The organism is Mesorhizobium sp. LSJC280B00 (assembly GCF_000502835.1).
GTDB lineage: Bacteria > Pseudomonadota > Alphaproteobacteria > Rhizobiales > Rhizobiaceae > Mesorhizobium.
The window spans coordinates 119,843-140,048 of sequence record NZ_AYVL01000005.1; the positions used below are offsets into that span (position 1 = coordinate 119,843).

Genomic DNA, 20,206 nt, shown 5'->3' on the forward strand with positions numbered 1-20,206 from the left:
CGATGTCCTTTCGCGAACGCCTCCAGTCCTGGCGCTACAATCTCGTGCCCGACCATCTCGTCGGCGAGATATTGAGCAAACGCTGGACCGACAACGCCATTCCGTTCCTGGCGCTGGTGGCGACGCTCGGCGTGTTCGGTTCAATCATTCCCGGCTTCTTCAAGCCGATGTCGCTGCAGGAATCGACCCGCCAGCTCGGCGAGTTCTCGCTGGTCGTCACCGGCATGACGGTGGTCATGCTGGGCGGCGGCATCGACCTTTCGGTCGGCTCGATCTTCGCGCTGTCGTGCTTTTCCGCCGTGTTCGTCTTCTTCATCCTCGAACAGTCGGTGTGGCTGGCGCTGGCCGCCTCGATCGCCACCGGGCTGCTGTTCGGCGCGATCAACGGTTACCTGATCGGCTATTTCCGCCTGCGCGCTTTCCTGACGACGCTGGTCACCTTCATTTTCGGGCGGGCGCTGTTCGACATATTGGTCACCACCTATGCCGCCGACGTGCAGCTTTCCGATGCCACATCGGATGTGCTGGACTTCATCGGCGACGATACCTTTTGGGGCCTCTCGGTTGCGGTGTGGGCGGCGATTATCCTGGCCATCATTACCCACGTCGCGCTGACGCGCTCGCGGCCCGGCTGGCATGTGCAGGCGGTAGGCGGGTCGCGGCGCTCGGCCCACAATGCCGGCATCCGCGTGCGCCGCACCGTATTCATGACCTATGTGTTCTCCGGCTTCTGCGCCTCGCTCGGCGGCTTTCTCATCGCCTGCCGGCTGAGCGGGGCAGGGCCGGGAACCGGCCTCAACCTTGAGGTCATGGCGTTGACGGCGGCGGTCGTCGGCGGCGTCAGCCTGGGCGGCGGCCGCGGTTCGGTGATCAAGGGGCTGATGGGCGCGATCATCGTGCTGACCATGACCAACGGGCTGATCCGGCTGGGCTATGGCACCGGCACCAACCAGATGGTGCTGGGCATCATGCTGGCCGTCGCCGTCACCATCGACATTCGCTGGCTGAAGAACCGCCACAAGGTGCTGGACGAGGTCTATGTCGCACCGGTCTATCTGAAGATGGGGGCAACGCAGTCGGCTGCACCGGGCTCGGGCACGCCTTACGAACTCGACAACCGATTGTCGGAGGCCGACCATATCGGGCTCGGCGAGCTGGAAGGGCCGGAAGACGTCATCCTCGACCGCGACGACCATCTCTATTGCGGCACCAGGCATGGCGAGATCGTCCGCTTCTTCGCGCCGGACTACAAACGCTCGGAGGTCTTTGCCCATATTGGCGGCTTTCCGCTCGGCCTGGCCTTCGACAAGACAGGCGATCTGATCAGCTGCGTTGGCGCGATGGGCCTCTATTCGGTCTCGCCGCAGCGCGAGGTGAAGCGGCTTTCGGCAGAAACGTCGCGCTCCTGGACCTCGATTGTCGACGATGCGCGGCTGCGCGATCCCAATGATTGCGACATCGCGCCGGACGGCCGCATCTATTTCACCGATTCCACCAAGCGCTATGACGCGCACGACTGGGCGCTGGACTCGATCGAGAACCGCGCCACCGGGCGGCTGCTCGTCTATGACCCGAGGGACGGCTCGACGAGAACGCTGCTCGACGGCTACCGTTACACCAACGGCGTGTGCATGGCGCATGACGGCAAGTCGCTGTTCTTCGCCGAAAGCTGGGCCTGCCGCGTGCACCGCTACTGGCTGGAAGGGCCGAAGGCGGGCGTTGCCGAATGCGTCATCCGCGACATGCCGGGCTACCCCGACAACATCAACCGTGCCTCCGACGGCAATTACTGGATGGCCTGGCTCGGAATGCGCACGCCGAGCTTCGACCTGTCGCTGCGCCATCCCGACATGCGCAAGCGCATGACGCGCCGGTTGCCGCAAGACGAATGGCTTTTTCCCAACATCAACACCGGCGGTGTGGTGAAATTCAACGAGAAGGGCGGCATCGTCGAGGCGATGGGCGACCTGTCGGGCGCCGCGCATCCGATGGTGACTTCGATGCGCGAGCACAAGGGTTTTCTGTTCGTGGGCGGCATCCTCAACAACCGGATCGGCCGCTACCGGATTGCCGGCGCCGACCCGAACTGGACCAGCCCCGCTTCTAACTGGGGGGCGAAGGCATGATGCTGGACCCGATCCTCGACATCTTTCGCGGCAAGGCGGTGACCATCCCGCCGCTCGACGGTGCCTTCAGGCCGAACACGCTGCTGGACGATGTTGCGGCCTTTGCTGAACTGCCCGAGCCTGACAATCTGCTGATCGCTGACGGTCAGCTGCTGGCGTCCAGCGGCAATGCCGTCTACGCGCTCGCCGCCGGTGGCGCGCCTGTTCTGGTCGAGACATTTCCGGCCGCGGTCACAGCGCTCGCGCGCTCGCCCGCCGGCGAACTGACGGTCGGGCTCGAAAGCGGCAGGCTGCTGATTGCAGGCAAGGAGGCCGCCCTGCCGGCCGAGATCCGCTGCATCACAGCACTCGCCTATGCGGAAGATGGCACGCTTTGGCTGGCCAATGGCTCGGCCGAACACGGGCCGTCGGAATGGGCCGCCGATCTGATGAAGAAGGGGGCGTCGGGTTCGCTGTGGAAGCGCGATCCGCCAGGCAGCGAATTCCGCAAGCTCGCCGGTGACATCGCCTTTCCCTATGGGCTGCATCCAACCGGCAAGGATGTGTTGGTCAGCGAGAGTTGGCGGCACCAACTCGTCCGCTTCGACAGCGCGACAGGCAGCCGCTCGACGGTGCTGGCGCATCTGCCCGGCTATCCCGCGCGGCTATCGCCCGCCGCCGATGGCGGTGCCTGGCTGGCGCTGTTTGCGCCCCGGAACCGTCTGATCGAATTCGTGCTGCAGGAAACGCACTATCGGAACGACATGCTGGCGCAAGTGTCGCCGCAACACTGGATCGCGCCGGCACTCGCCTCCAACCGCAGCTTCCTCGAGCCGCTGCAATGCGGCGGCATCCGCACCATGGGCATCCACAAGCCATGGTCGCCGAGCCGCTCCTACGGGCTGGTGGTCAGGCTCGATCGGGACATGCGGCCGCAGTACAGCCTGCACAGCCGCGCCAACGGCACGCGCCACGGCATCTGCAGCGTGGCGGAGACAGACGGTCGCCTGTTCATTGCCTCGAAAGGCGGCGATTGCCTGCTGGCCATCGACCTGGCTTCAGGAGGGCATCGCTGATGGAACCGATCGTCCGCCTGGAGAACGTGACCAAGACCTATCGCGGCGTGCCTGCGGTGAAGAATGTCAGCTTCGAGCTGCGCAAGGGCGAGATCCACGCGCTGCTCGGCGAGAACGGTGCGGGAAAATCGACGCTGACCAAGGTCATCGCCGGCGTCGTCGACGCGACATCGGGAAAGATGTTCCACAAGGGGCAGGAGATCGCCTACGCCTCGCCGCATGCGGCACTTGAAGCCGGCATCGCCATGGTGTTCCAGGAGACCAGCCTGGTGCCGTCGATGACGGTGGCGCAGAACCTTTATCTCGGCACGGAAAGCTTTCTCAACCGGCTGCGCGGCACCTACATTTCGGCGCAGCAGTTTCTGCAATCGCTGAACTTTCCCGTCGACCCGAACGCCATGGTGGCGACGCTTGGCGCGGCCAAGCGGCAGATGGTCGAGATCGCGCGCGCCGTCCACCACAATGCCGAGATCATCATCTTCGACGAGCCGACGGCGACGCTGACGCCGGAGGAAAAGCGGCACTTCTTCGCGCTGATCCGCCGGCTCAAGGCAAGGGGCGTGTCGATCGTCTTCATCAGCCATGCGCTCGAAGAGGCGCTTGATATCGCCGACCGCATCACCATCCTGCGCGACGGCGAGCTGGTGATCACCGACGATACCGCCGCTTTCGATCGCGACAGGATCGTCGCGGCGATGGTCGGGCGGACGCTGTCGGGGCAGCTCTACAGCCAGCGCGACGAGACCAAGCTGCGCAAGGCCGGCAAGAAGGTGCTGTCGGTGCAGGACATCTCGATGAGCAATGTCGTGCGCAATAATTCCTTCTCGATCTTCGAGGGCCAGATCACCGGGGTGTTCGGGCTGATCGGCTCGGGCCGCACCGAGACGTTCAAGATCGTCTCCGGCATCTACAAGCGCGACTTCCTGCGCGGCGGCACTATCGAGCTGCACGACCGGCCGGTGCGCTATCTCGTGCCCAGCGAGGCGGTGGCGGACGGCATCGTCTATGTCACCGAAGACCGCAAGAGCGAGGGGATTTTCGAGACGATGGACGTCGCCGAGAACCTGTTCGGCGGCTTCCTGGCGGCAGGGCGAGAAAAGGGCTGGGTGATCAATGCACAGGAGATGCGGACGCTGTCGGCCGAATGGACCAAGACGCTGAACGTCAAGGCGATCAACGACAATGCCCGGGTGGTCGAGCTTTCCGGCGGCAACCAGCAGAAGGTGGTGATCGGCAAGGGGCTGGTGCAGAAGCCGCGCATCGTCATCTTCGACGAACCGACGCGCGGCGTCGATGTCGGCGCCATCGCCGAAATCCACCAGATCATCAACCGGCTGGCCGATGAAGGCCTCGCCGTCGTCGTCATCTCGTCCTACCTGCCGGAGATCATGAACCTGTCCGACCGCATCCTGGTCTGCCGGCAAGGCCGCATCGTCGAGGAGTTCTCGCCTGCGGAGGCCACGGAGGAGAAGATCATGTACGCGGCCGTGCATTAGGTTCCCGGGCGCGGAAGGTTGACATTTGGATGGTTTTTGCGCCGGCGGATCGTACACTTTGGAGATTGGCCGAGGCGGCCGTCGTTTCGTCATCCTGGGGCGAAGCAAGGAGCGAAGCGACGCGGCGCAGACCCCAGGATCCATGCCGCTACATCAGAGCGCTGCCGCGGTGCAGAATTCTGCTCCGCTGCACCCTTCGGCTAAGGTCACGGCATGGATCCCAGGGTCTCCGCGACGGAGCTTCGCTCCTGCTTCGCCCAGGGATGACGAAGGTGAGGGGCCTCGGCCAGCCTTACGGTCTTGCCTCAGCGCGTCAATTGCTGATTCATCCAAGGCGGTTAGCCGCCTTTTCTCCCGACCTGATTCAACGACCTCGCATAACGATCCAAACGAAAGGACCAAGCCATGGCCACGACGAAACTTCTGACCGATGCCGAGGTCCAGGCGATTCCCGCCGTGAAGGCTGTGTTCGACGACATCCGCGCGACGCGCAAATCCGATTTCGTCAACAATTTCTGGCGTGGGCTGGCCAATGATCCCGTCTCGCTGAAGCGGGTGTGGGAGCAGCTCAAGGCGGTGATGGTCGCTGACAGCGCCATCGATCCGCTGACCAAGGAGATGATCTACATCGCCGTCTCGACCGCCAATGGCTGCTCCTATTGCGTCCACTCGCACACCGCCGCAGCGCGGGCCAAGGGCATGACCGATGCACAGCATGGCGAGCTGGTCTCGATCGTCGGGCTGGCCGGGCAAACCAACCAGATGGTGACAGCGCTGCAGATCCCGGTCGATCCGGAGTTCGAGGTGAAGTGAGGCGAGGCGCGGCGCGGCGCCTTCCCTTCTCCCCTTGTGGGAGAAGGTGGCCGAGCGAAGCTCGGTCGGATGAGGGGTGCTGGACGGATCGCTGCCTTGGAGACGTAAGTGCTTCAAATCGCTGGGATTTTCTCCGCCGAGTTCCTTCCGGCACCCCTCATCCGTCTCGGCGCTACGCGCCGATCCACCTTCTCCCACAAGGGGAGAAGGGATGCGCGCTACACCGGCCGATAAACCTTCGCCGCAGTGTTCCAGAAAATATCAGCCTCTGCCGCCGTGCCGTGCTTGCCCACCGCCTCGCGGTGCGCCTTGATCAGCTCGGCATGGCTGGTCCACAGTTTCTCGATCGGGAAGTTCGAGCCGAACATCAGGTGGTCGCTGCCGAGAATGTCGATGGCGTTGTCGACGATATAGCCGATCAGCGCCGGGTCGTTGCGGTGGACGAAGGTGCCGAGGCCGGACAGCTTTGCATAGAGGTTGGGCGCCGCTGACAGCGTGCGCAGGCCGGACTTCCAGGCCTCGGTGGTCTCCGGCTCCATGTCGGTCAGCATGCCGGCGTGGGTGAGAATGAAATTGGTCTCCGGATTGTCGCCGACCAGCGTCAACCCGTCTCTCATCTGGGCGGGGAAAAGCTGCAGGTCGAAGGACAGGCCGTAATCCTTGAGCCGCGCGACATTGGCCCGCACCTTGGGGTCGATGACCTGATCGGCCGAGGCGGCGAAGCGGAAGGCCGGCGTTCCGTGCCAGTGCAGCTGCATGCGCACGCCGCGCAGCAGCGGATATTTTTTCAGCCGGTCGATCTGGTGACGCACGTCGTCCACCGTCATGTCGGCATAGCCCACGATGGCGTGCGGCCAGCCGGTTTCTTCCGCGGTCTTCTGCAGGAACGCCACCTCGTTCTCGAAATCCTCCTTCGCCCAGTTGGTCTGGACATAGACCGCCTTCTCGACGCCCGAACCTTGCTGGTCGGCGAGGAATTCCTCGATCGGATAGTCACGGCGGATCGGCTCGTATGGACCGAAGATGCGCGGCACCATCGGCCCGCGCAGCCAGGGCTGGTCCTCTCGGCGCCAGATGTGGAAATGCGCGTCGATCGCTTTCTGCATCACAAAACCCTTTTCCAGATTGCCGCGGCCGCCGGGGCTGGGCGGGCGAGCGACAGGATGAAATCGGTGAGGCCGGCGATCGAGGAGCCATCGACCAGATCGTCGAGCACCGGCAGGATGGTGCGAAGTGCTGCCGTTGCCGGCCGGAAGCGCGGGTCGCCGGCCAACGGCGTCGCCAGCGAAAGCCGAAAGGCGCGGGCGCTCAGCCGGCGCATCGCCGTCTCCAGCTCGGCATGATCGCCGCGCTCCAGCGCATCGGACAGGATGACGATTGCCGCCCCGCGTGCAAAGGCGGAGAAGCGCGGCACCGACAGGAAGGCGAGCAGCGTCGGTCCCATACGGGTGCCGCCGTCCCAGTCGTCGACCTGGGCAGCGGCGCGGGCCAGCGCCTGATTGCGGTCGCGAATGCGCAGCGCCGAGGTGATACGGGTCAGCCGTGTGCCGAAAGTGAAGACCTCCGCCCGGTCGGCGCCTTGCGCGGCCGCGTGTGCCAGCTTGAGATAGTCCGATGTGTAGAGCTTCATCGAGCCGGACACGTCGATCAGCATGAGAAGCTTGCGCGGCACTGTCTGCCGCCGGCGCAGCAGCGGCGAGGGGATATCGCCGTCGGCGCTGACGATCTCGCGCAGCGAACGGCGCAGATCGAGCTTGCCGCGCGCATGCGTGCGTACGGTGCGGAAGGAGCGGCGCGCGGGCAACGCGGTGGCGAGCTTGCGGCGGAAGGCGGCAAGCCCGTCGCTATCGCGATGGAACTCGCGGACGCTCAACTGTTCGCTGGCCGAAGACAGTTCGCCGCCTTGCTCCTGGCGGACCACCTCGATTTCTTCTTCGCCCGTTGCACCATCGTCCTTGATGCGGGTTTCCTCGTCGGCCTCGCCTTCGACCAGCGCCGCGGTGTCCCCATAGAAATGGCTCCGGAAATGCGCCTCGAATTCGTCGCGGCGGTCGGGCGGCGGCGCCAGCGTGGCAAGCGCCGCCTCGCGGATGTCGGCCATCGAGCGCGGCCCGAGCAGCGTCACCGCCTGCAGGAAGTCTGATACCTGCTCCGGCGCGACAGCAAAGCCATAGCGGCGCAGCAGCCGGCCGAAGCCGAGCATTGGGGTTGCGGCGCGCGGCAAGCTTTCTCCCCGCATCATTCCTTCGCGCCCCCCTCTGTCCTACCCTCTTTGCCACCACTTGGCATCTCCCCCTCAAGGGGGGAGATTGGCAGCTTTGACGCTCCGCTCATTTCTGTAACGTTGGAGATTAGCGAAAGCCGGAATGACAGCCGATCTCCCCCCTTGAGGGGGAGATGTCCGTCAGGACAGAGGGGGGTGCTGTCCGGGGTGCTGTCCCGCCAGCGTTGCGGAATGCGCCCGTGAGGTCGATCGATATTCGGTCGTCCCGCTGTGAACGGGGAGAAGGGATCATTGACGTCCTGCATCACGCCAGCGCCTCCTCGACAATCTTGCCGAGTTCGGGCGCGATGCAGGAAAGGTCCTCCTCGTCCTTGATCAGCACGCCAATGGCCCGGCGAAAGGCTTCCGGCCACGGGCTGCCGCCTTTTTCGAGGATGGTCGCGGCGTTGGCCCATTCGACCGCCTCGGCGATGCCGGGCGGCTTCGCCAGCGGACGCGCGCGGATGTCGCGCACGGCGGAAGCCACGGCGCGCGCCGTGGCCTCGGCAACATCGCCGGCGCGCAGCATGATGATCTCGGCCTCGCGCGNCTCGGCCTCGCGCGCGGCGTCGGGATAGGTGATCCAGTGATAAACGCAGCGTCGCCGCAGCGCTTCGGCCAGTTCGCGGGTGCGGTTCGAGGTCAGGATGACGATCGGCTGCGCCGTCGCGCGAATGGTGCCGCGCTCGGGAATGCTTATCTGGAAATCGGAGAGGAATTCCAGCAGCAACGCTTCGAACTCATGATCCGAACGGTCGATCTCGTCGACCAGCAGCACGCGCTTTTCCGGTGCCTTCAGCACCTGCAGCAGCGGCCGCGCGATGAGAAAGCGGTCGTCGTAGATGTCGACCTCGTGCTCGCCGGCATGGCGGATGGCGAGCAACTGGCGCTGGTAGTTCCACTCGTATAGCGCATGTGCGGCGTCGATGCCTTCATAGCATTGCAGCCGCACCAGATCGCGCTCGAGCAGTTCGGCTATCGCCTTCGCCGCTTCGGTCTTGCCGACGCCGGGCGCGCCTTCGAGCAGCAGCGGCTTACCCAGCCTGATCGCCAGGAAGATTGCGGTGGCCAGGCTTTCATCGGCGAGATAGCGCGAGGCGGCGAGGCGGGACGCCACCGCCTCCGGCGATGTCGCGACTGTCTCGGCACTTCTCTTGGGCATTTCCAGCACTCAGTTCGGGGCTTGCGCCTTCAGCGCCCGCAGGATGCGCTCCGGCGTGATCGGCAGCGTGTCGATGCGCACGCCGACGGCGTCGAAGACGGCATTGGCGACCGCCGGGATCTGCGGGTTGGCGCACATTTCGCCCGGCCCCTTGGCGCCATACGGCCCGTCCGCCGAGGGCCGTTCCAGCACGATGATCTCGGTTTCGGCAAGATCGCCAGGACCCGGCATCAGATATTGGTTGAAGTCGGTGCCGCCATGGTCGCGATTGGGATAATAGGGTTCGGTCGTTTCGTAGAGCGCATGGCTGATGCCCATCCACGAGCCTCCGACGAGCTGCTGCTCGACCATTTTCGGGTTCAGCGCGCGGCCGATCTCAAACACGTTCTTCACCGTCAGCACGGTGACCTCGCCGGTCTCGTCGTCGACCTCGACCTCGGCAACCGTGCAGGCGTGCGCATAGCAGGTCGAGGGCTTCATCGCGCCGGTCTCTTTCTCCGGATAGGAGCGCGGGATCAAAAACATGCCGCGGCCGGAAATCGAGCGGCCGCGCTTGAAATGCGCCGACAGCGCGACATCGAAGATCGAGATCGATTTCTGCGGCGCGCCCTTGACCAGGATGTTGCCCTGGCCGTCGGTCTCGAGATCCGACGCGTTCACTTCCAGCTCCTCGGCTGCCACTTCCAGCATCACCTGGCGGGCTTCCCTGGCCGCCTGGATGACTGCATTGCCGGCGCGGTGCGTGCCGCGCGAGGCGAAGGTGCCCATGCAATGCGGGCCGGTGTCGGTGTCGGCGGTGTCGACGACGACACGGTCGGTCGGCACGCCGATCGTCTCGGCGCAGATCTGCGCCATGATCTGCTTCATGCCCTGGCCGAGGTCGACGCTCGACAGCGTGACCATGAAATTGCCGGTCGGCGTCGAATGCACCAGCGCCTGCGTCGGATCGCCGCCGAGATTCATGCCGGTCGGATAATTGATCGCGGCGACTCCGCGTCCGCGCCTGATCGCCATCTCAAACTCCCTTCGCGTAAGACGACATCGCCATGAATTTTTCTGCCACGGGCCAGTTGGCGGCGCGCGAGGCTTCCTGCATGCACTCGATCAGCGCCGCGCCCTCGGTCGGCTGCCGGTGTGCCTTGATGTCGCCGTCACGATAGGCGTTGATGAAGCGGAATTCGAGCGGGTCCATGCCGATCAGCCGGGCGAGCTTGTCCATCTGTACCTCCAGCGCGAAATCGCCAATCGTCACGCCGAAGCCACGCATCGCAGAGGACGGGGTGCGGTTGGTGTAGACGCAGTAGGTGTCGATCCAGACATTCGGGATCGTATACGGGCCGGGATAATGCCCGGCGCCCTTCTGCGCGCCGTAGGGCGAATGGCGCGAATAGGCGCCGGCGTCGGTGTAGCCGGTCACTTTGCGCGCGACGATGCGGCCGTCGTTCATGACGCCGTCCTTGATGACGACTTTCTCGGCGGCGCGCGGCGAGGAAATCTGCATCTCTTCCTCGCGGCTGTAGATAAAACAGACCGGTCGTCCTGTTGTTTTGGCGCCAAGGATGGCGATCGGCTCGACGATGACGTCGACCTTGCCGCCAAAGCCGCCGCCGACAGTGCCGCCGACGAAATGCAGCTTGTTGCCGGGCATCTGCAGGATGATCGAGGCGTTATCGAGAGTGAAGAACATCGCCTGCGTGTTGGTGTAGCAGGTGAAGCGGCCGTTGCCCTCCGGCGCGACGATGCAGCCGGTCGTTTCGGTCGGCGCATGCTCGATCGGTGAAGACTGGTAGGTCTGTTCGAGCACGTGGTCGGCTCCTGTAAAGCCTGCCTCGACATCGCCGAAGCGCACCTTGCGGCATTCGCCGCTGTCGTAGAGGTAATAATTCCGGCCGTGATATTCGTTGACGATCGGCGCGCCGGGCTTCAGCGCTTCGTCCATGTCGAAGACGGCCGGCAGCACCTCGTAATCGACCTTGACCCTGGCGGCGGCTTCCTGCGCGGCGCGCTCGGTCTCGGCCAGCACCGCCACCACGGCCTCGCCCTTCCAGCGCACCTTGCCGTCGGCCAGCACCGTCTCGTCCTCCGGCCCGATCTGGATCAGGATCAGGATGGTGTAGACATTGTGCGGCACATCCTTGGCGGTCAGCACCTTGACGACGCCGGGGTGCTTTTCCGCCTCTGACGTATCGATGCTGCGGATGCGGGCGTGATGATGCGGGCTGCGCACCATCTTCAGGTGCAGCATGCCGGGAAAATTGCGGTCGGCGAAATAGGCGGTCTTGCCGGTGACATGGCCGGGCGAATCCGAACGCGGCCGCGGCTGGCCGATCTCGTGCAGATCGTCCTTGCGCTGGTCGGCGAAATAGCTCTTGCGGAGTTCCATTTTTCTAACTCCCCTCAAGCCGCGTTCTGCGAATTGGAGCGCGCAGCGCTCAGCACTGCCTGGATGATCGGTTCGTAGCCGGTGCAGCGGCAGATATTGCCGGACAGTGCCTCGACCACATCCTCGCGGCTGGGGTTCGGGGTTTGGTCGAGCAGCACCTTGGCGGCCATGATCATGCCCGGCGTGCAGAAACCGCATTGGGTGGCGAAGGCGTCGAGGAAAGCGCATTGCAGCGGATGCAACACGCCGCCTTCCGCCAGCCCCGTGGTCGTGGCAATAGTCGCGCCATTGCAGGTCTCGGCCAGCGTCAGGCAGGAGAGCCTGAGCTCGCCGTCGATGATGACCGAGCACGCGCCGCAAGTGCCCTGGTGGCAGCCGCCCTTCGGCGAGGTATCGCCGATCTTGTCGCGCAGCGCATGAAGCAGCGTTGTGCCGCTGTCGATGAATTCGGCCTTTTCGGCACCATTGAGCGTGAACTGAACCGGGACCTTTGCCATCTTTTTACTCCTTGCGCCGCAGCCAGGCGGACATACGCGCCACGGCTTTCAGGCGAGCAGCAGCCGGCCGAGATGGACCGGCAGGACTTCGTTGCGATACCAGGCACTGGCGATCGGATCGGTTCGCGGCGAAGTGCCGTCGCGGGCAACAGCCAGTGCCGGTGCGATGCCCTCGCTCGTGAGTTCCCGGCCAATCAGGGCCTTCTCCGCCGCCCTGGCACGGATCGGCCGGTCGGCCATGCAGCCGAGCGCGATCCGCGCGGACGACACAGTGCCGTCCGGTGCGTGCTCCAGCACGGTCGCGATGCTCAGCACCGAAATGCCCTTTGGCTTGACCCTCGACACTTTCAGGAAGCGAAAGCCGCCTTCCTTCGGAAGCGTGAAGCCGACCGCAGTGACGATGGCGTGGTTGCTCTCGCGTTTTGCGAGGAATGTCTCAATCGGCAGCTCGCCGTCATCGGTGCTGACAGTTGCATCCAAAGCCAGCAGCGCAACGGTGAAATCGCCGTAAGGCGTTGGCGCGAAGAGATTGCCGCCGACGCTCGCCATGTTGCGGATCGCCGGGCCGCCGACGGCGCGCGCGGCGTGGGCAAGAGTGGCCAGATCCGGGTGACGGGCGACCGCCGCCATGGTCACCGAAGCGCCGATGCGGACCTCGCCGCCGGAAATGCGGATAATTGACAGCGCCGGTTCGGTCGACCGGATGAAACCGGAGATCGACACGTCGCCTTCATTGGCGGCGCGCACGACCAGTGTGCCGCCACCGAGATAGCGGGCGCCGGCGGCTTTCAGCGCCGCGCCGGCGTCCTTCACCGTCGCGAAAGTCTGCAGTGCAAGCGCCATGGAACGCTCCCTTTTTCGGGCTTAGTCCGTCATTCAACTCTGGCCGGCAAAGTGGTTCTTCAGGGCGTTGAACCCGCCCTGGAAAACATTGGCGCCCATGCCTTCGGCCAATTTATCGGCTTCCTCGGGAGCGGCGTCGAAGCTGGCGGTCCATTCGGCATAGGTGCGGTCGCCGTCCGTCACCCGCCGCAACTGCAGCGTCGACTTGTGATTGGTCAGCGGCTGCGGCGTCTCCAGGATGGCGTAGCTGACGAGGAAGTTCTCGTCGGAGAAATCGAGCAGCTTTTCGCGGAGGCGGGCGCCGCTGGCGAGCTGGAAATTGCGCACGCAGCCGATCGTGCCGGCATCCTTGCCGTCTTCGATATGGCTTTCGACCATGCGCGGGTGCCAGGTCGGCAGACCGTTGAAGTCGCGTATGCGCGCCCAGACCTTTTCGACCGGTGCGTCGATGACACTGGAGATGGTGACTTTCGCCATATGATCGTTCCCTTGCAAATCAGCTGCTTGGGAGGGTAGAGCGGCAGGCTCGGCAGCGCTTATCAATGCGTCTTGAACGCCTATCAAATAGTCTGAAAAAACGGGCGCTCAGCTGATCGCCCGCGCCGCCTCGCGGTAAAGCGTCGGCGGGACGCCGACATGGTCGCGGAAGAAGCGCGAGAAATTGCCTTGCGTGGTGAAGCCGAGATTGCAGGCGACCGAGATCAGCGGCTCCTGCGACCACTGTAACTGCCGCACCGCTTCCTCCATGCGCAGCGTGTTCCAATAGACGTTGGGCGTCAGATTGGTCTGTTCCTTGAACAGGGCGAAGAAATGCGGCCGCGACAGGCCGACGCTGCGCGCCACGTCGTCGAAGCAGATGCGCTCGCAGACATTGGCTTTCATCAGCTGGATCGCCTTGCGGACGCGGAAGTCTTGCATGGTGTTGATGCGGGTGCGCACCGTCTGCGGTGCGGAGGCGTCGGCGGCATCGAGCACGCTGTCGATGAAGCGCTCGATCTCGTAATTGGCGATGTCGTCGATGCTCTCATTGTCGCTGAGATGGTCGAGAAGGTTGGCCGCTGCCTTGTGCAGCCAAGGCTCGAGCGTGATTGCCGGGGCGGAGAACAGCGGCGCGGCGGAAGGCAGCTCGCGGCGTTTTCGTGCCCAGTCCGGATCGATGTAAAAGGCGAGGAACAGGCCGGGCGTGCCGTCGCGGGACAGAGCGTGGCTGTGCGGCTGGAAGGAATTGATGCCGGCGGCGGTGCCCGGTCCAAGCCGTACCGTCTCGCGGCCGATGGTCATCTCGCCGGCGGTGCCTTCCAGCCAGATGATGATATGCGCCTCGACATGGGCATGGGTGACGAAGTCGCTGGCGACGTTCAGGACAGAAACATGTCCGAACCGGCCCCAGTAGAGCCTGATCGCTTCCGTCATGGGTATATCCTCCCGCAGGCGACTGGCCTCCCTTCGCCTGCTGCGAGCGATTGTGCGGCGCAGTTTGGGCTTGCGTCAAGACGCATGTGCACGTCCGGGCGCCGGCCATGCGCCGCAGCGGCGGATTTTCAGACCCGGCGATAGGAGGAAGGCGAGCGTTTCAAGGCCGCTATGGGAAGACAGATGCGGTCGGCCGGCGACCAGCGCCGGCGAGGCCTCGAGGCCGGCAATTCAACCGGCGAACGGTCTATGATTCAGCGTCGGGATGCGGCCGAGATTCAGTCGTTGCGCCTGAAATTGCGGATGCGGTCGAACAGCACGGCGAGCAGGATGGCGCCGCCGATGAACACGCCTTGCCAGAAGGCATTGATGCCGAGCAGGCCGAGGCTGTTGCGGATGACCTCGATCAGCGCCGCGCCGACGACCGCGCCGAAGGCTGTGCCCATGCCGCCGGCCAGGTTGGCGCCACCGATGACGGTGGCGGCGATCACCTGAAGCTCCATGCCGTTGCCGAGATTGGTGGTGACCGCGCCCAGCCAGCCGGTCTGGATGATGCCGGCAAGGCCAGCCGCCATTGCCGAGATCATGTAGACGACGACCTTGATCTGGCGCACCGGAACGCCGGTCAGCGTTGCCGCATGCTCGTTGCCGCCGATGGCGAAGATGTGCCGGCCGAATTTCGTCCAGCGCAGCACAAAGCCGGTGATCAACGCCAGCACGATCATGTAAAGCACCGGATTGGCGATGCCGAACACCCAGGCGCCGCCGCCCAGCGCCAGCAGCTTGTCGTGATCCGGCCCGAACTGGAAGACGACGGTGTTGTTGGAGGCGACCATGGCTAGGCTGCGTGCGATCGACAGCATGCCGAGCGTCACCACGAAGGGCGGGAAGCCGAGATAGGCGATCAGAACCCCGTTGAAGGCGCCGATGATCAGCGCTGTGGCGATCGCAGCGGCAATGCCGATCTCGATNTCAGAACCCCGTTGAAGGCGCCGATGATCAGCGCTGTGGCGATCGCAGCGGCAATGCCGATCTCGATGCCGTAGCCGGCATGCATGGTCACGGCCAGCACCATCGAGCACAGGCAAAGCACGGAGCCGACCGACAGGTCGATACCGCCGGTGATGATGACGAAGGTCATGCCGAGCGCGACGATGGCGACGAAGGTGACGTTGCGGGTGATGTTGTAGAGGTTCTTGGTCGTGGCGAAGGAATCCGTTGCCACCGACAGGAACAGGCAGGCGAGGATGACCGCGATCACCACCCAGAAGGTCTGGCTGGCAAACACCTTGCTCAGCAAGGTGTGCTGCTTGTGCGCGATCGTCTGATCAAGGGTGACTGCCATTATCGACCTTTTTTACTCATGGTTGAGGCGTCAATCATACCTGTTCGATGGCGCCGGTGATGAGTCCGGTGACTTCTTCCGGCGAACTCGATGCGATCGTCTTGTCGGCGACCTTGCGGCCGCGCCGCATGACGATGACGCGGTCGGCGACGTCAAAGACGTCGGGCATGCGGTGGCTGATCAGCACGACGGCGATGCCCTGGTCGCGCAAATGGCGGATCAGGTTCAGCACCTCGGCGACCTGGCGCACCGAGATCGCCGCCGTCGGCTCGTCCATCAGCACGATCTTGGCCTGCGAAAGCATGGTACGGGCGATCGCCACCGCCTGCCGCTGGCCGCCCGACATTTGCTTGACCAGGTCGCGCGGGCGGGTTTCGGATTTCAGCTCGGCGAAGATCTGGCCGGCACGCTTGTACATCGCGGCATAGTCGAGGATGCGAAGCGGCCCGAGGCCGCGGCGCAATTCACGGCCGAGATAGACGTTGGCGGCGGCCGTCAGATTGTTGCACAGTGCCAGGTCCTGATGGACGATTTCGATGCCGTGCTGGCGCGCCTCGACCGGCTTGTGCAGGATCAGCTCCTTGCCGTCCATCTGCATCGTGCCATGGCTCGGCGGGAAATTTCCGGCGATCATCTTGACCAGCGTCGACTTGCCGGCGCCGTTGTCGCCCATCAGGCCGACAACCTGTCCGGCCTCGATCGACAACGAAACGTCGTTGACCGCCTGGATGGCGCCAAAATGCTTCGAGATGTTGGTGAGTTCGAGAACCGCCACCAGCCTTCTTGCCTCCCCGTGCTTTGCGGCCTGCGGTTCTGCCGCGGCCATTCGCTCTCCCCAGTTCCTCCCGGAAGCAGCGATTTTGCCCATTTACGCATAAGCCTCCTTGGCGTCAACCACGGCTTCTTTCGAAAAATCAGTTTTGTAGGACAAATAGCATTGACGTCGGTGACAAGGCGATATTAGCTAAGTGTCGGAGGAGCTTGCGCCGAGCCCCCGGGTTGCCGGAAGGAATCGGTGAGGGTTTGTCGGTCAGGGATTTGGTAACCAGCGATATCTGTCGGTGCCGGTCTGAGACTGAATATGAAAATGCTTATCGACCTGGCTTGGCGACACGAGTGCGACGTCCTCTGTCATCTTGCTCCGGGTCGGTCTGTGTGTGGCGGGCACGCCGTGTCCGTTTGTTTCAAAGGGAGGACTGACATGAGGAAATCACTATTGCTCGCTGCCGCCGCCGTCATGGCGCTGGGTGCCGGGCCGGCTATGGCCAAGAAACAGCTCGTCATCGTGGTGAAGGGTCTGGACAATCCATTCTTCGAGGCCATCCACCAGGGTTGCGAGAAGTGGAACAAGGAAAACGCCAGCTCGGAATATGAGTGCTTCTACACCGGACCGGCATCGACCTCGGATGAGGCCGGTGAAGCCCAGATCGTCCAGGACATGCTGAGCAAGCCCGATACGGTGGCAATGGCGATTTCGCCATCGAACGCGCCGCTGATCGCGCAGACGATCAAAAGCGCCAATCCGTCGATCCCGATCATGACCCTCGACGCCGACCTCAGCAAGGAAGATGCGGCGCTGCGCAAGACCTATCTCGGCACCGACAATTACCTGATGGGTCACAAGATCGGCGAATACATCAAGAAGGCCAAGCCGAATGGCGGCAAGATCTGCACCATCGAAGGCAATCCGGCCGCCGACAACATCCTGCGCCGCGCGCAGGGCATGCGTGACGCGCTGTCGGGCAAGGACGGCCTCGCGGCGCTGGCGGGCGAAGGCGGCTGGACCGAAGTTGCCGGCTGCCCGGTGTTCACCAATGACGACGGCGCCAAGGGCGTGCAGGCGATGACCGACATCCTCGCCGCCAATCCCGATCTCGACGCCTTCGGCATCATGGGCGGCTGGCCGCTGTTCGGCGCTCCGCAGCCCTACCGCGACCTGTTCAAGCCGATGGCCGACAAGATCGCCAGCAACGCCTTTGTCATCGGCGCCGCCGACACGATCGGCGACGAGGTGGCGATTGCTCGTGACGGGCTGGTGACCGCACTGGTTGGCCAGCGGCCGTTCGAGATGGGCTACAAGGCGCCCTCGGTGATGATCGACCTGGTCGACGGCAAGCCGGTCGCCGATCCGGTGTTCACCGGCCTCGACGAATGCACCAAGGACACGGTCGACACCTGCATCCAAAAGTAGGTCGGCAATTTCGGGGCGCCCTTCGACGGGCGCCCCGTTCGCACTGTCCATACAAAACGCACGAGGCGACGCTGCTTTGGAGCGTAGGCCGCTGCTTTGCCGTGCCCTGAGTTCAGGCTTTCGACAAGCAGTTGCCGGGGAATACCAATGCCGGACGCGACATCAAAAAAGCGACCCGCCAAATTCAAGGCAGAGCCTGGGCGGCCGGCCGTCGTTCGGCGTGCCGATGCCGCACACTTTCCCGGCTCGAGTGTGCACGCCTCGCTCGCCAACGAAATCGGGCTGAGGATCGTGCGCGGCGACTATCCGCCGGGAACCATCCTGCCCAACGAAGCCAAATGGTCCGAGACCTTCGACGTCAGCCGCTCGGCGGTGCGCGAAGCCATAAAAATGCTGATGGCGAAGAGCCTATTGGCGTCACGCCCGAAAATCGGCAGCTGGGTCGAGCCGAAGGAGCGCTGGAACCTGCTCGATCGCGACGTGCTGGCCTGGTATGCGACCTCGCCGGACCGCGAGGTGTTCCTCAGGACCGTGCAGGAATTCCGCCACATCATCGAGCCGGAGGCCAGCGCCTTTGCCGCGATGCGACGCACCGACGAGCAGATGGCCGAGATCAGCCAGGCCTGCCGCGAGATGGGCGAGGCGACCAATCTGCAGGAGCGCACGCGCGCCGACACGCGGTTTCATCTCGCCATCCTGCGCGCCTCGGGCAACGATCTGCTGGTGCCGCTCGGCGTGCTGATCGAATCGGCGCTCGACCATTTGTTCCAGTTCGTCACCCGCGAGACCAGCGATCAGCGGCGGGCGCAGGCACTGCACGAGGCGATCGAGAAGAACATCCGCCTGCAGCGACCGGCTGCAGCCCGTGCCGCGGTGCACAGGCTTCTTGCCAACACCGACGACGTTATCGGCCGGTCGCGGCGGTGATTTATACCGCAAAGTCCGGCGCCGCCCCTCATCCGGCTGCCGCCACCTTCTCCCCGTATAGTGACGGGGAGAAGGGGCTGGCCGCGATCTTGGCACACTCTTTTGCAATGGAAATAGTTGGCGAAATCATCAGCGAAAGCGTCCTTCTCCCCGTCACTATATGGGGAGAAGTGCCCGGCAGGGCGATGAGGGGCGGCGCTGGCGTTGATTGAAAAATAGCGCGCCGTGCGCATTGCCCATGCGCTTAGATCGTCTGCATTTTTCGCATCCTTGGCCGGCATGACGTCGACACCGTTGAGCTTTGTGCGACCGGGGGGCATATTTTGTTCTTGCTTTGTGCCGGCAGCTATGCTACTAATTTCGGTATGGTGCTAATTGGCTCCAACGACCCGCCCACCGAGGCGGGTTTTTTGTTTCTGGCTTTCTCTTCGATCGGACGTTGCGTGTTGCAATGCACCGACTTTTCGACAACACCGACGACGTCATCTGCCCGGTTGCGCTATTGATTTGTCATATAGGTTGGTGCTGCCCCTCATCCGGCTGCCGCCACCTTCTCCCCGTATAGTGACGGGGAGAAGGGGCTGTTCTTGCAATGCAGGCAGTTGGCTTGCAGCGCAGGCAGTTGGCGAAATCATTGGCGAAGGCGTCCTTCTCCCCGTCACTATACGGGGAGAAGTACCCGGCAGGGTGATGAGGGGCAGCGCCGGCCTCGATTGAAGGCAGTGTACCGGGCGTATCGCACAAGCCTCAGATCGTCTGCTTTTTCCCATCTTTTGTCGGCATGAGGTCAATGCCGTTGACCTTGCCGATATGCGTCGCCAGCATCGGCACGTACTGATCGGCGGGGCCGGTGGCAAAGGCGCCGGCGAAGGCGTTCTTGGTGGCGTTGCCGAGCGGGTTGGCGATGCCGGCAGCACCCGCCATCGACTCGAGATAGGTGAGGTCCTTGAAGGCATTGGCGATGGTGAATTTGTGCGCGTCGCGGTCGCCTTCCAGCGTCCAGCGCATGAAGGTCTGGTAGAAGCCGCAATCCATGCGGCCGTTGCGGATGACGCTGTCGAAGCGCGGCGGGGAGATGCCGACCTTCTGCGCCAGCGCCAGCGCCTCGGAATAGATCGCGGCGTAGCCGAGCGAGATGAAATTGTTGAGCAGCTTCATGCGATGGCCGTCGCCGGTATCGCCGATATGGACGATGCGCCCGGCCCAGGTTTCGAGCACCGGCTTCAGCCGGGCAAAGACCGCATCGGGCGCGCCGACCATGGCGTCTAGCGTGCCTTCCCAAGCCTCCTTCGGCGTGCGGCTGAGCGGGGCATCGACATAATCGACGCCGAGCGCCTTGAGTTCGGCGGCCAGCGCCACCGTCGAAACGGGATCAGAGGTCGAGCAGTCGACGACGACCGATCCCTGCTTCAGGCCTTCCTTGAGGCCACCTGGGCCGCGGATGATGGCTTCGACCTCGCGCGAGCCGGTGACGCAGATGAAGACGATATCGGATGCCGCCGCGACGTCGCGCGAGGTTGCCGCTTCCCTGGCGCCGCGGCCGAGCAGGTCTTCCGCCGGCTTGCGGTTCTTGCGGCCGAGAAACGTCAGCGGATAACCCTTGTCGACGATGTTCTTCGCGATCCCGTGCCCCATCAGGCCAAGCCCGATGAAGCCGATCTTTTCGCTCGCGGCAGTCGTGTTCATGTCGTT

General features: G+C 64.0%; 17 protein-coding genes and 1 pseudogene. 6 read left to right on the plus strand and 12 right to left on the minus strand.

The window, feature by feature from the left end; genetic code table 11:
• Positions 1 to 2: 2 nt before the first annotated feature.
• The 4 genes from X773_RS49445 (at position 3) to X773_RS49460 (ending at position 5,490) form a co-directional block, all read left to right on the plus strand.
• Positions 3 to 2,126: an SMP-30/gluconolactonase/LRE family protein gene (locus X773_RS49445; RefSeq protein WP_023675791.1), complete on the plus strand. Its 2,124-nt coding sequence runs from the start codon at positions 3 to 5 to the stop codon at positions 2,124 to 2,126.
• A complete protein-coding gene (locus X773_RS49450) occupies positions 2,123 to 3,181 on the plus strand; it encodes a hypothetical protein (RefSeq protein WP_023675792.1) in 1,059 nt (352 codons plus the stop codon). Before X773_RS49445 ends, X773_RS49450 begins: the two co-directional genes overlap by 4 nt.
• Complete coding sequence (locus X773_RS49455; protein ID WP_023675793.1) at positions 3,181 to 4,677, plus strand: sugar ABC transporter ATP-binding protein; 1,497 nt, start codon at positions 3,181 to 3,183, stop codon at positions 4,675 to 4,677. The genes X773_RS49450 and X773_RS49455 overlap by 1 nt, the downstream gene beginning before the upstream one ends.
• A gap of 405 nt (positions 4,678 to 5,082) precedes the next feature.
• Entirely contained in the window at positions 5,083 to 5,490 is a 408-nt protein-coding gene (locus X773_RS49460) for a carboxymuconolactone decarboxylase family protein (RefSeq protein WP_023675794.1), read from the plus strand.
• 218 nt (positions 5,491 to 5,708) lie between these two features.
• Here the strand turns inward: X773_RS49460 and X773_RS49465 are convergent, their stop codons facing one another.
• The 11 genes and pseudogenes from X773_RS49465 to X773_RS49515 form a co-directional block, all read right to left on the minus strand.
• Positions 5,709 to 6,596, minus strand: coding sequence for an amidohydrolase (locus X773_RS49465; protein ID WP_023675795.1), 888 nt, complete (start codon positions 6,594 to 6,596; stop codon positions 5,709 to 5,711).
• Positions 6,596 to 7,732 (minus strand): VWA domain-containing protein, encoded by a 1,137-nt coding sequence (locus X773_RS49470; RefSeq protein ID WP_023675796.1) that lies wholly within the window; start codon positions 7,730 to 7,732, stop codon positions 6,596 to 6,598. Before X773_RS49470 ends, X773_RS49465 begins: the two co-directional genes overlap by 1 nt.
• A 286-nt stretch (positions 7,733 to 8,018) precedes the next feature.
• Positions 8,019 to 8,915 (minus strand): MoxR family ATPase, encoded by an 897-nt coding sequence (locus tag X773_RS49475; protein WP_023675797.1) that lies wholly within the window; start codon positions 8,913 to 8,915, stop codon positions 8,019 to 8,021.
• A 9-nt stretch (positions 8,916 to 8,924) separates the two neighbouring features.
• Complete coding sequence (locus tag X773_RS78990) at positions 8,925 to 9,929, minus strand: molybdopterin cofactor-binding domain-containing protein (protein ID WP_023675798.1); 1,005 nt, start codon at positions 9,927 to 9,929, stop codon at positions 8,925 to 8,927.
• Position 9,930: 1 nt separating this feature from the next.
• Entirely contained in the window at positions 9,931 to 11,298 is a 1,368-nt protein-coding gene (locus tag X773_RS78995; RefSeq protein WP_023675799.1) for a xanthine dehydrogenase family protein molybdopterin-binding subunit, read from the minus strand.
• Between the two features lie 14 nt (positions 11,299 to 11,312).
• On the minus strand, positions 11,313 to 11,795 hold the full coding sequence (locus X773_RS49490) for a (2Fe-2S)-binding protein (protein ID WP_023675800.1): 483 nt from the start codon (positions 11,793 to 11,795) through the stop codon (positions 11,313 to 11,315).
• Positions 11,796 to 11,843: 48 nt separating this feature from the next.
• Entirely contained in the window at positions 11,844 to 12,638 is a 795-nt protein-coding gene (locus X773_RS49495; protein WP_023675801.1) for an FAD binding domain-containing protein, read from the minus strand.
• Between the two features lie 33 nt (positions 12,639 to 12,671).
• Positions 12,672 to 13,115: an SRPBCC family protein gene (locus X773_RS49500; RefSeq protein WP_023675802.1), complete on the minus strand. Its 444-nt coding sequence runs from the start codon at positions 13,113 to 13,115 to the stop codon at positions 12,672 to 12,674.
• Positions 13,116 to 13,223: 108 nt separating this feature from the next.
• Positions 13,224 to 14,051 (minus strand): AraC family transcriptional regulator, encoded by an 828-nt coding sequence (locus X773_RS49505; protein ID WP_023675803.1) that lies wholly within the window; start codon positions 14,049 to 14,051, stop codon positions 13,224 to 13,226.
• Positions 14,052 to 14,329: 278 nt separating this feature from the next.
• A pseudogene (locus tag X773_RS49510) lies at positions 14,330 to 15,396 on the minus strand (ABC transporter permease).
• A 34-nt stretch (positions 15,397 to 15,430) separates the two neighbouring features.
• Positions 15,431 to 16,222 (minus strand): ATP-binding cassette domain-containing protein, encoded by a 792-nt coding sequence (locus tag X773_RS49515; RefSeq protein WP_245274660.1) that lies wholly within the window; start codon positions 16,220 to 16,222, stop codon positions 15,431 to 15,433.
• A 375-nt stretch (positions 16,223 to 16,597) separates the two neighbouring features.
• Here X773_RS49515 and X773_RS49520 point away from each other — a divergent pair, with 375 nt between their 5' ends.
• A complete protein-coding gene (locus X773_RS49520; protein ID WP_023675805.1) occupies positions 16,598 to 17,587 on the plus strand; it encodes a sugar-binding protein in 990 nt (329 codons plus the stop codon).
• 147 nt (positions 17,588 to 17,734) lie between these two features.
• Complete coding sequence (locus X773_RS49525) at positions 17,735 to 18,514, plus strand: FadR/GntR family transcriptional regulator (protein WP_023675806.1); 780 nt, start codon at positions 17,735 to 17,737, stop codon at positions 18,512 to 18,514.
• Positions 18,515 to 19,261: 747 nt separating this feature from the next.
• Here the strand turns inward: X773_RS49525 and X773_RS49530 are convergent.
• Positions 19,262 to 20,200 carry an NAD(P)-dependent oxidoreductase gene (locus tag X773_RS49530; protein ID WP_023675808.1) on the minus strand — a complete coding sequence of 313 codons (939 nt, stop codon included), beginning with the start codon at positions 20,198 to 20,200 and terminating at the stop codon, positions 19,262 to 19,264.
• Between the last annotated feature and the right edge of the window lie 6 nt (positions 20,201 to 20,206).

Coding starts and splice junctions, on each gene's coding strand:
- X773_RS49445 (WP_023675791.1), top strand. CDS start 3: ATGTCCTTTCGCGAACGCCTCCAGTCCTGGCGCTACAATCTCGTGCCC.
- X773_RS49450 (WP_023675792.1), top strand. CDS start 2,123: ATGATGCTGGACCCGATCCTCGACATCTTTCGCGGCAAGGCGGTGACC.
- X773_RS49455 (WP_023675793.1), top strand. CDS start 3,181: ATGGAACCGATCGTCCGCCTGGAGAACGTGACCAAGACCTATCGCGGC.
- X773_RS49460 (WP_023675794.1), top strand. CDS start 5,083: ATGGCCACGACGAAACTTCTGACCGATGCCGAGGTCCAGGCGATTCCC.
- X773_RS49465 (WP_023675795.1), bottom strand. CDS start 6,596: ATGCAGAAAGCGATCGACGCGCATTTCCACATCTGGCGCCGAGAGGAC.
- X773_RS49470 (WP_023675796.1), bottom strand. CDS start 7,732: ATGATGCGGGGAGAAAGCTTGCCGCGCGCCGCAACCCCAATGCTCGGC.
- X773_RS78990 (WP_023675798.1), bottom strand. CDS start 9,929: ATGGCGATCAGGCGCGGACGCGGAGTCGCCGCGATCAATTATCCGACC.
- X773_RS78995 (WP_023675799.1), bottom strand. CDS start 11,298: ATGGAACTCCGCAAGAGCTATTTCGCCGACCAGCGCAAGGACGATCTG.
- X773_RS49490 (WP_023675800.1), bottom strand. CDS start 11,795: ATGGCAAAGGTCCCGGTTCAGTTCACGCTCAATGGTGCCGAAAAGGCC.
- X773_RS49495 (WP_023675801.1), bottom strand. CDS start 12,638: ATGGCGCTTGCACTGCAGACTTTCGCGACGGTGAAGGACGCCGGCGCG.
- X773_RS49500 (WP_023675802.1), bottom strand. CDS start 13,115: ATGGCGAAAGTCACCATCTCCAGTGTCATCGACGCACCGGTCGAAAAG.
- X773_RS49505 (WP_023675803.1), bottom strand. CDS start 14,051: ATGACGGAAGCGATCAGGCTCTACTGGGGCCGGTTCGGACATGTTTCT.
- X773_RS49515 (WP_245274660.1), bottom strand. CDS start 16,222: ATGGCCGCGGCAGAACCGCAGGCCGCAAAGCACGGGGAGGCAAGAAGG.
- X773_RS49520 (WP_023675805.1), top strand. CDS start 16,598: ATGAGGAAATCACTATTGCTCGCTGCCGCCGCCGTCATGGCGCTGGGT.
- X773_RS49525 (WP_023675806.1), top strand. CDS start 17,735: ATGCCGGACGCGACATCAAAAAAGCGACCCGCCAAATTCAAGGCAGAG.
- X773_RS49530 (WP_023675808.1), bottom strand. CDS start 20,200: ATGAACACGACTGCCGCGAGCGAAAAGATCGGCTTCATCGGGCTTGGC.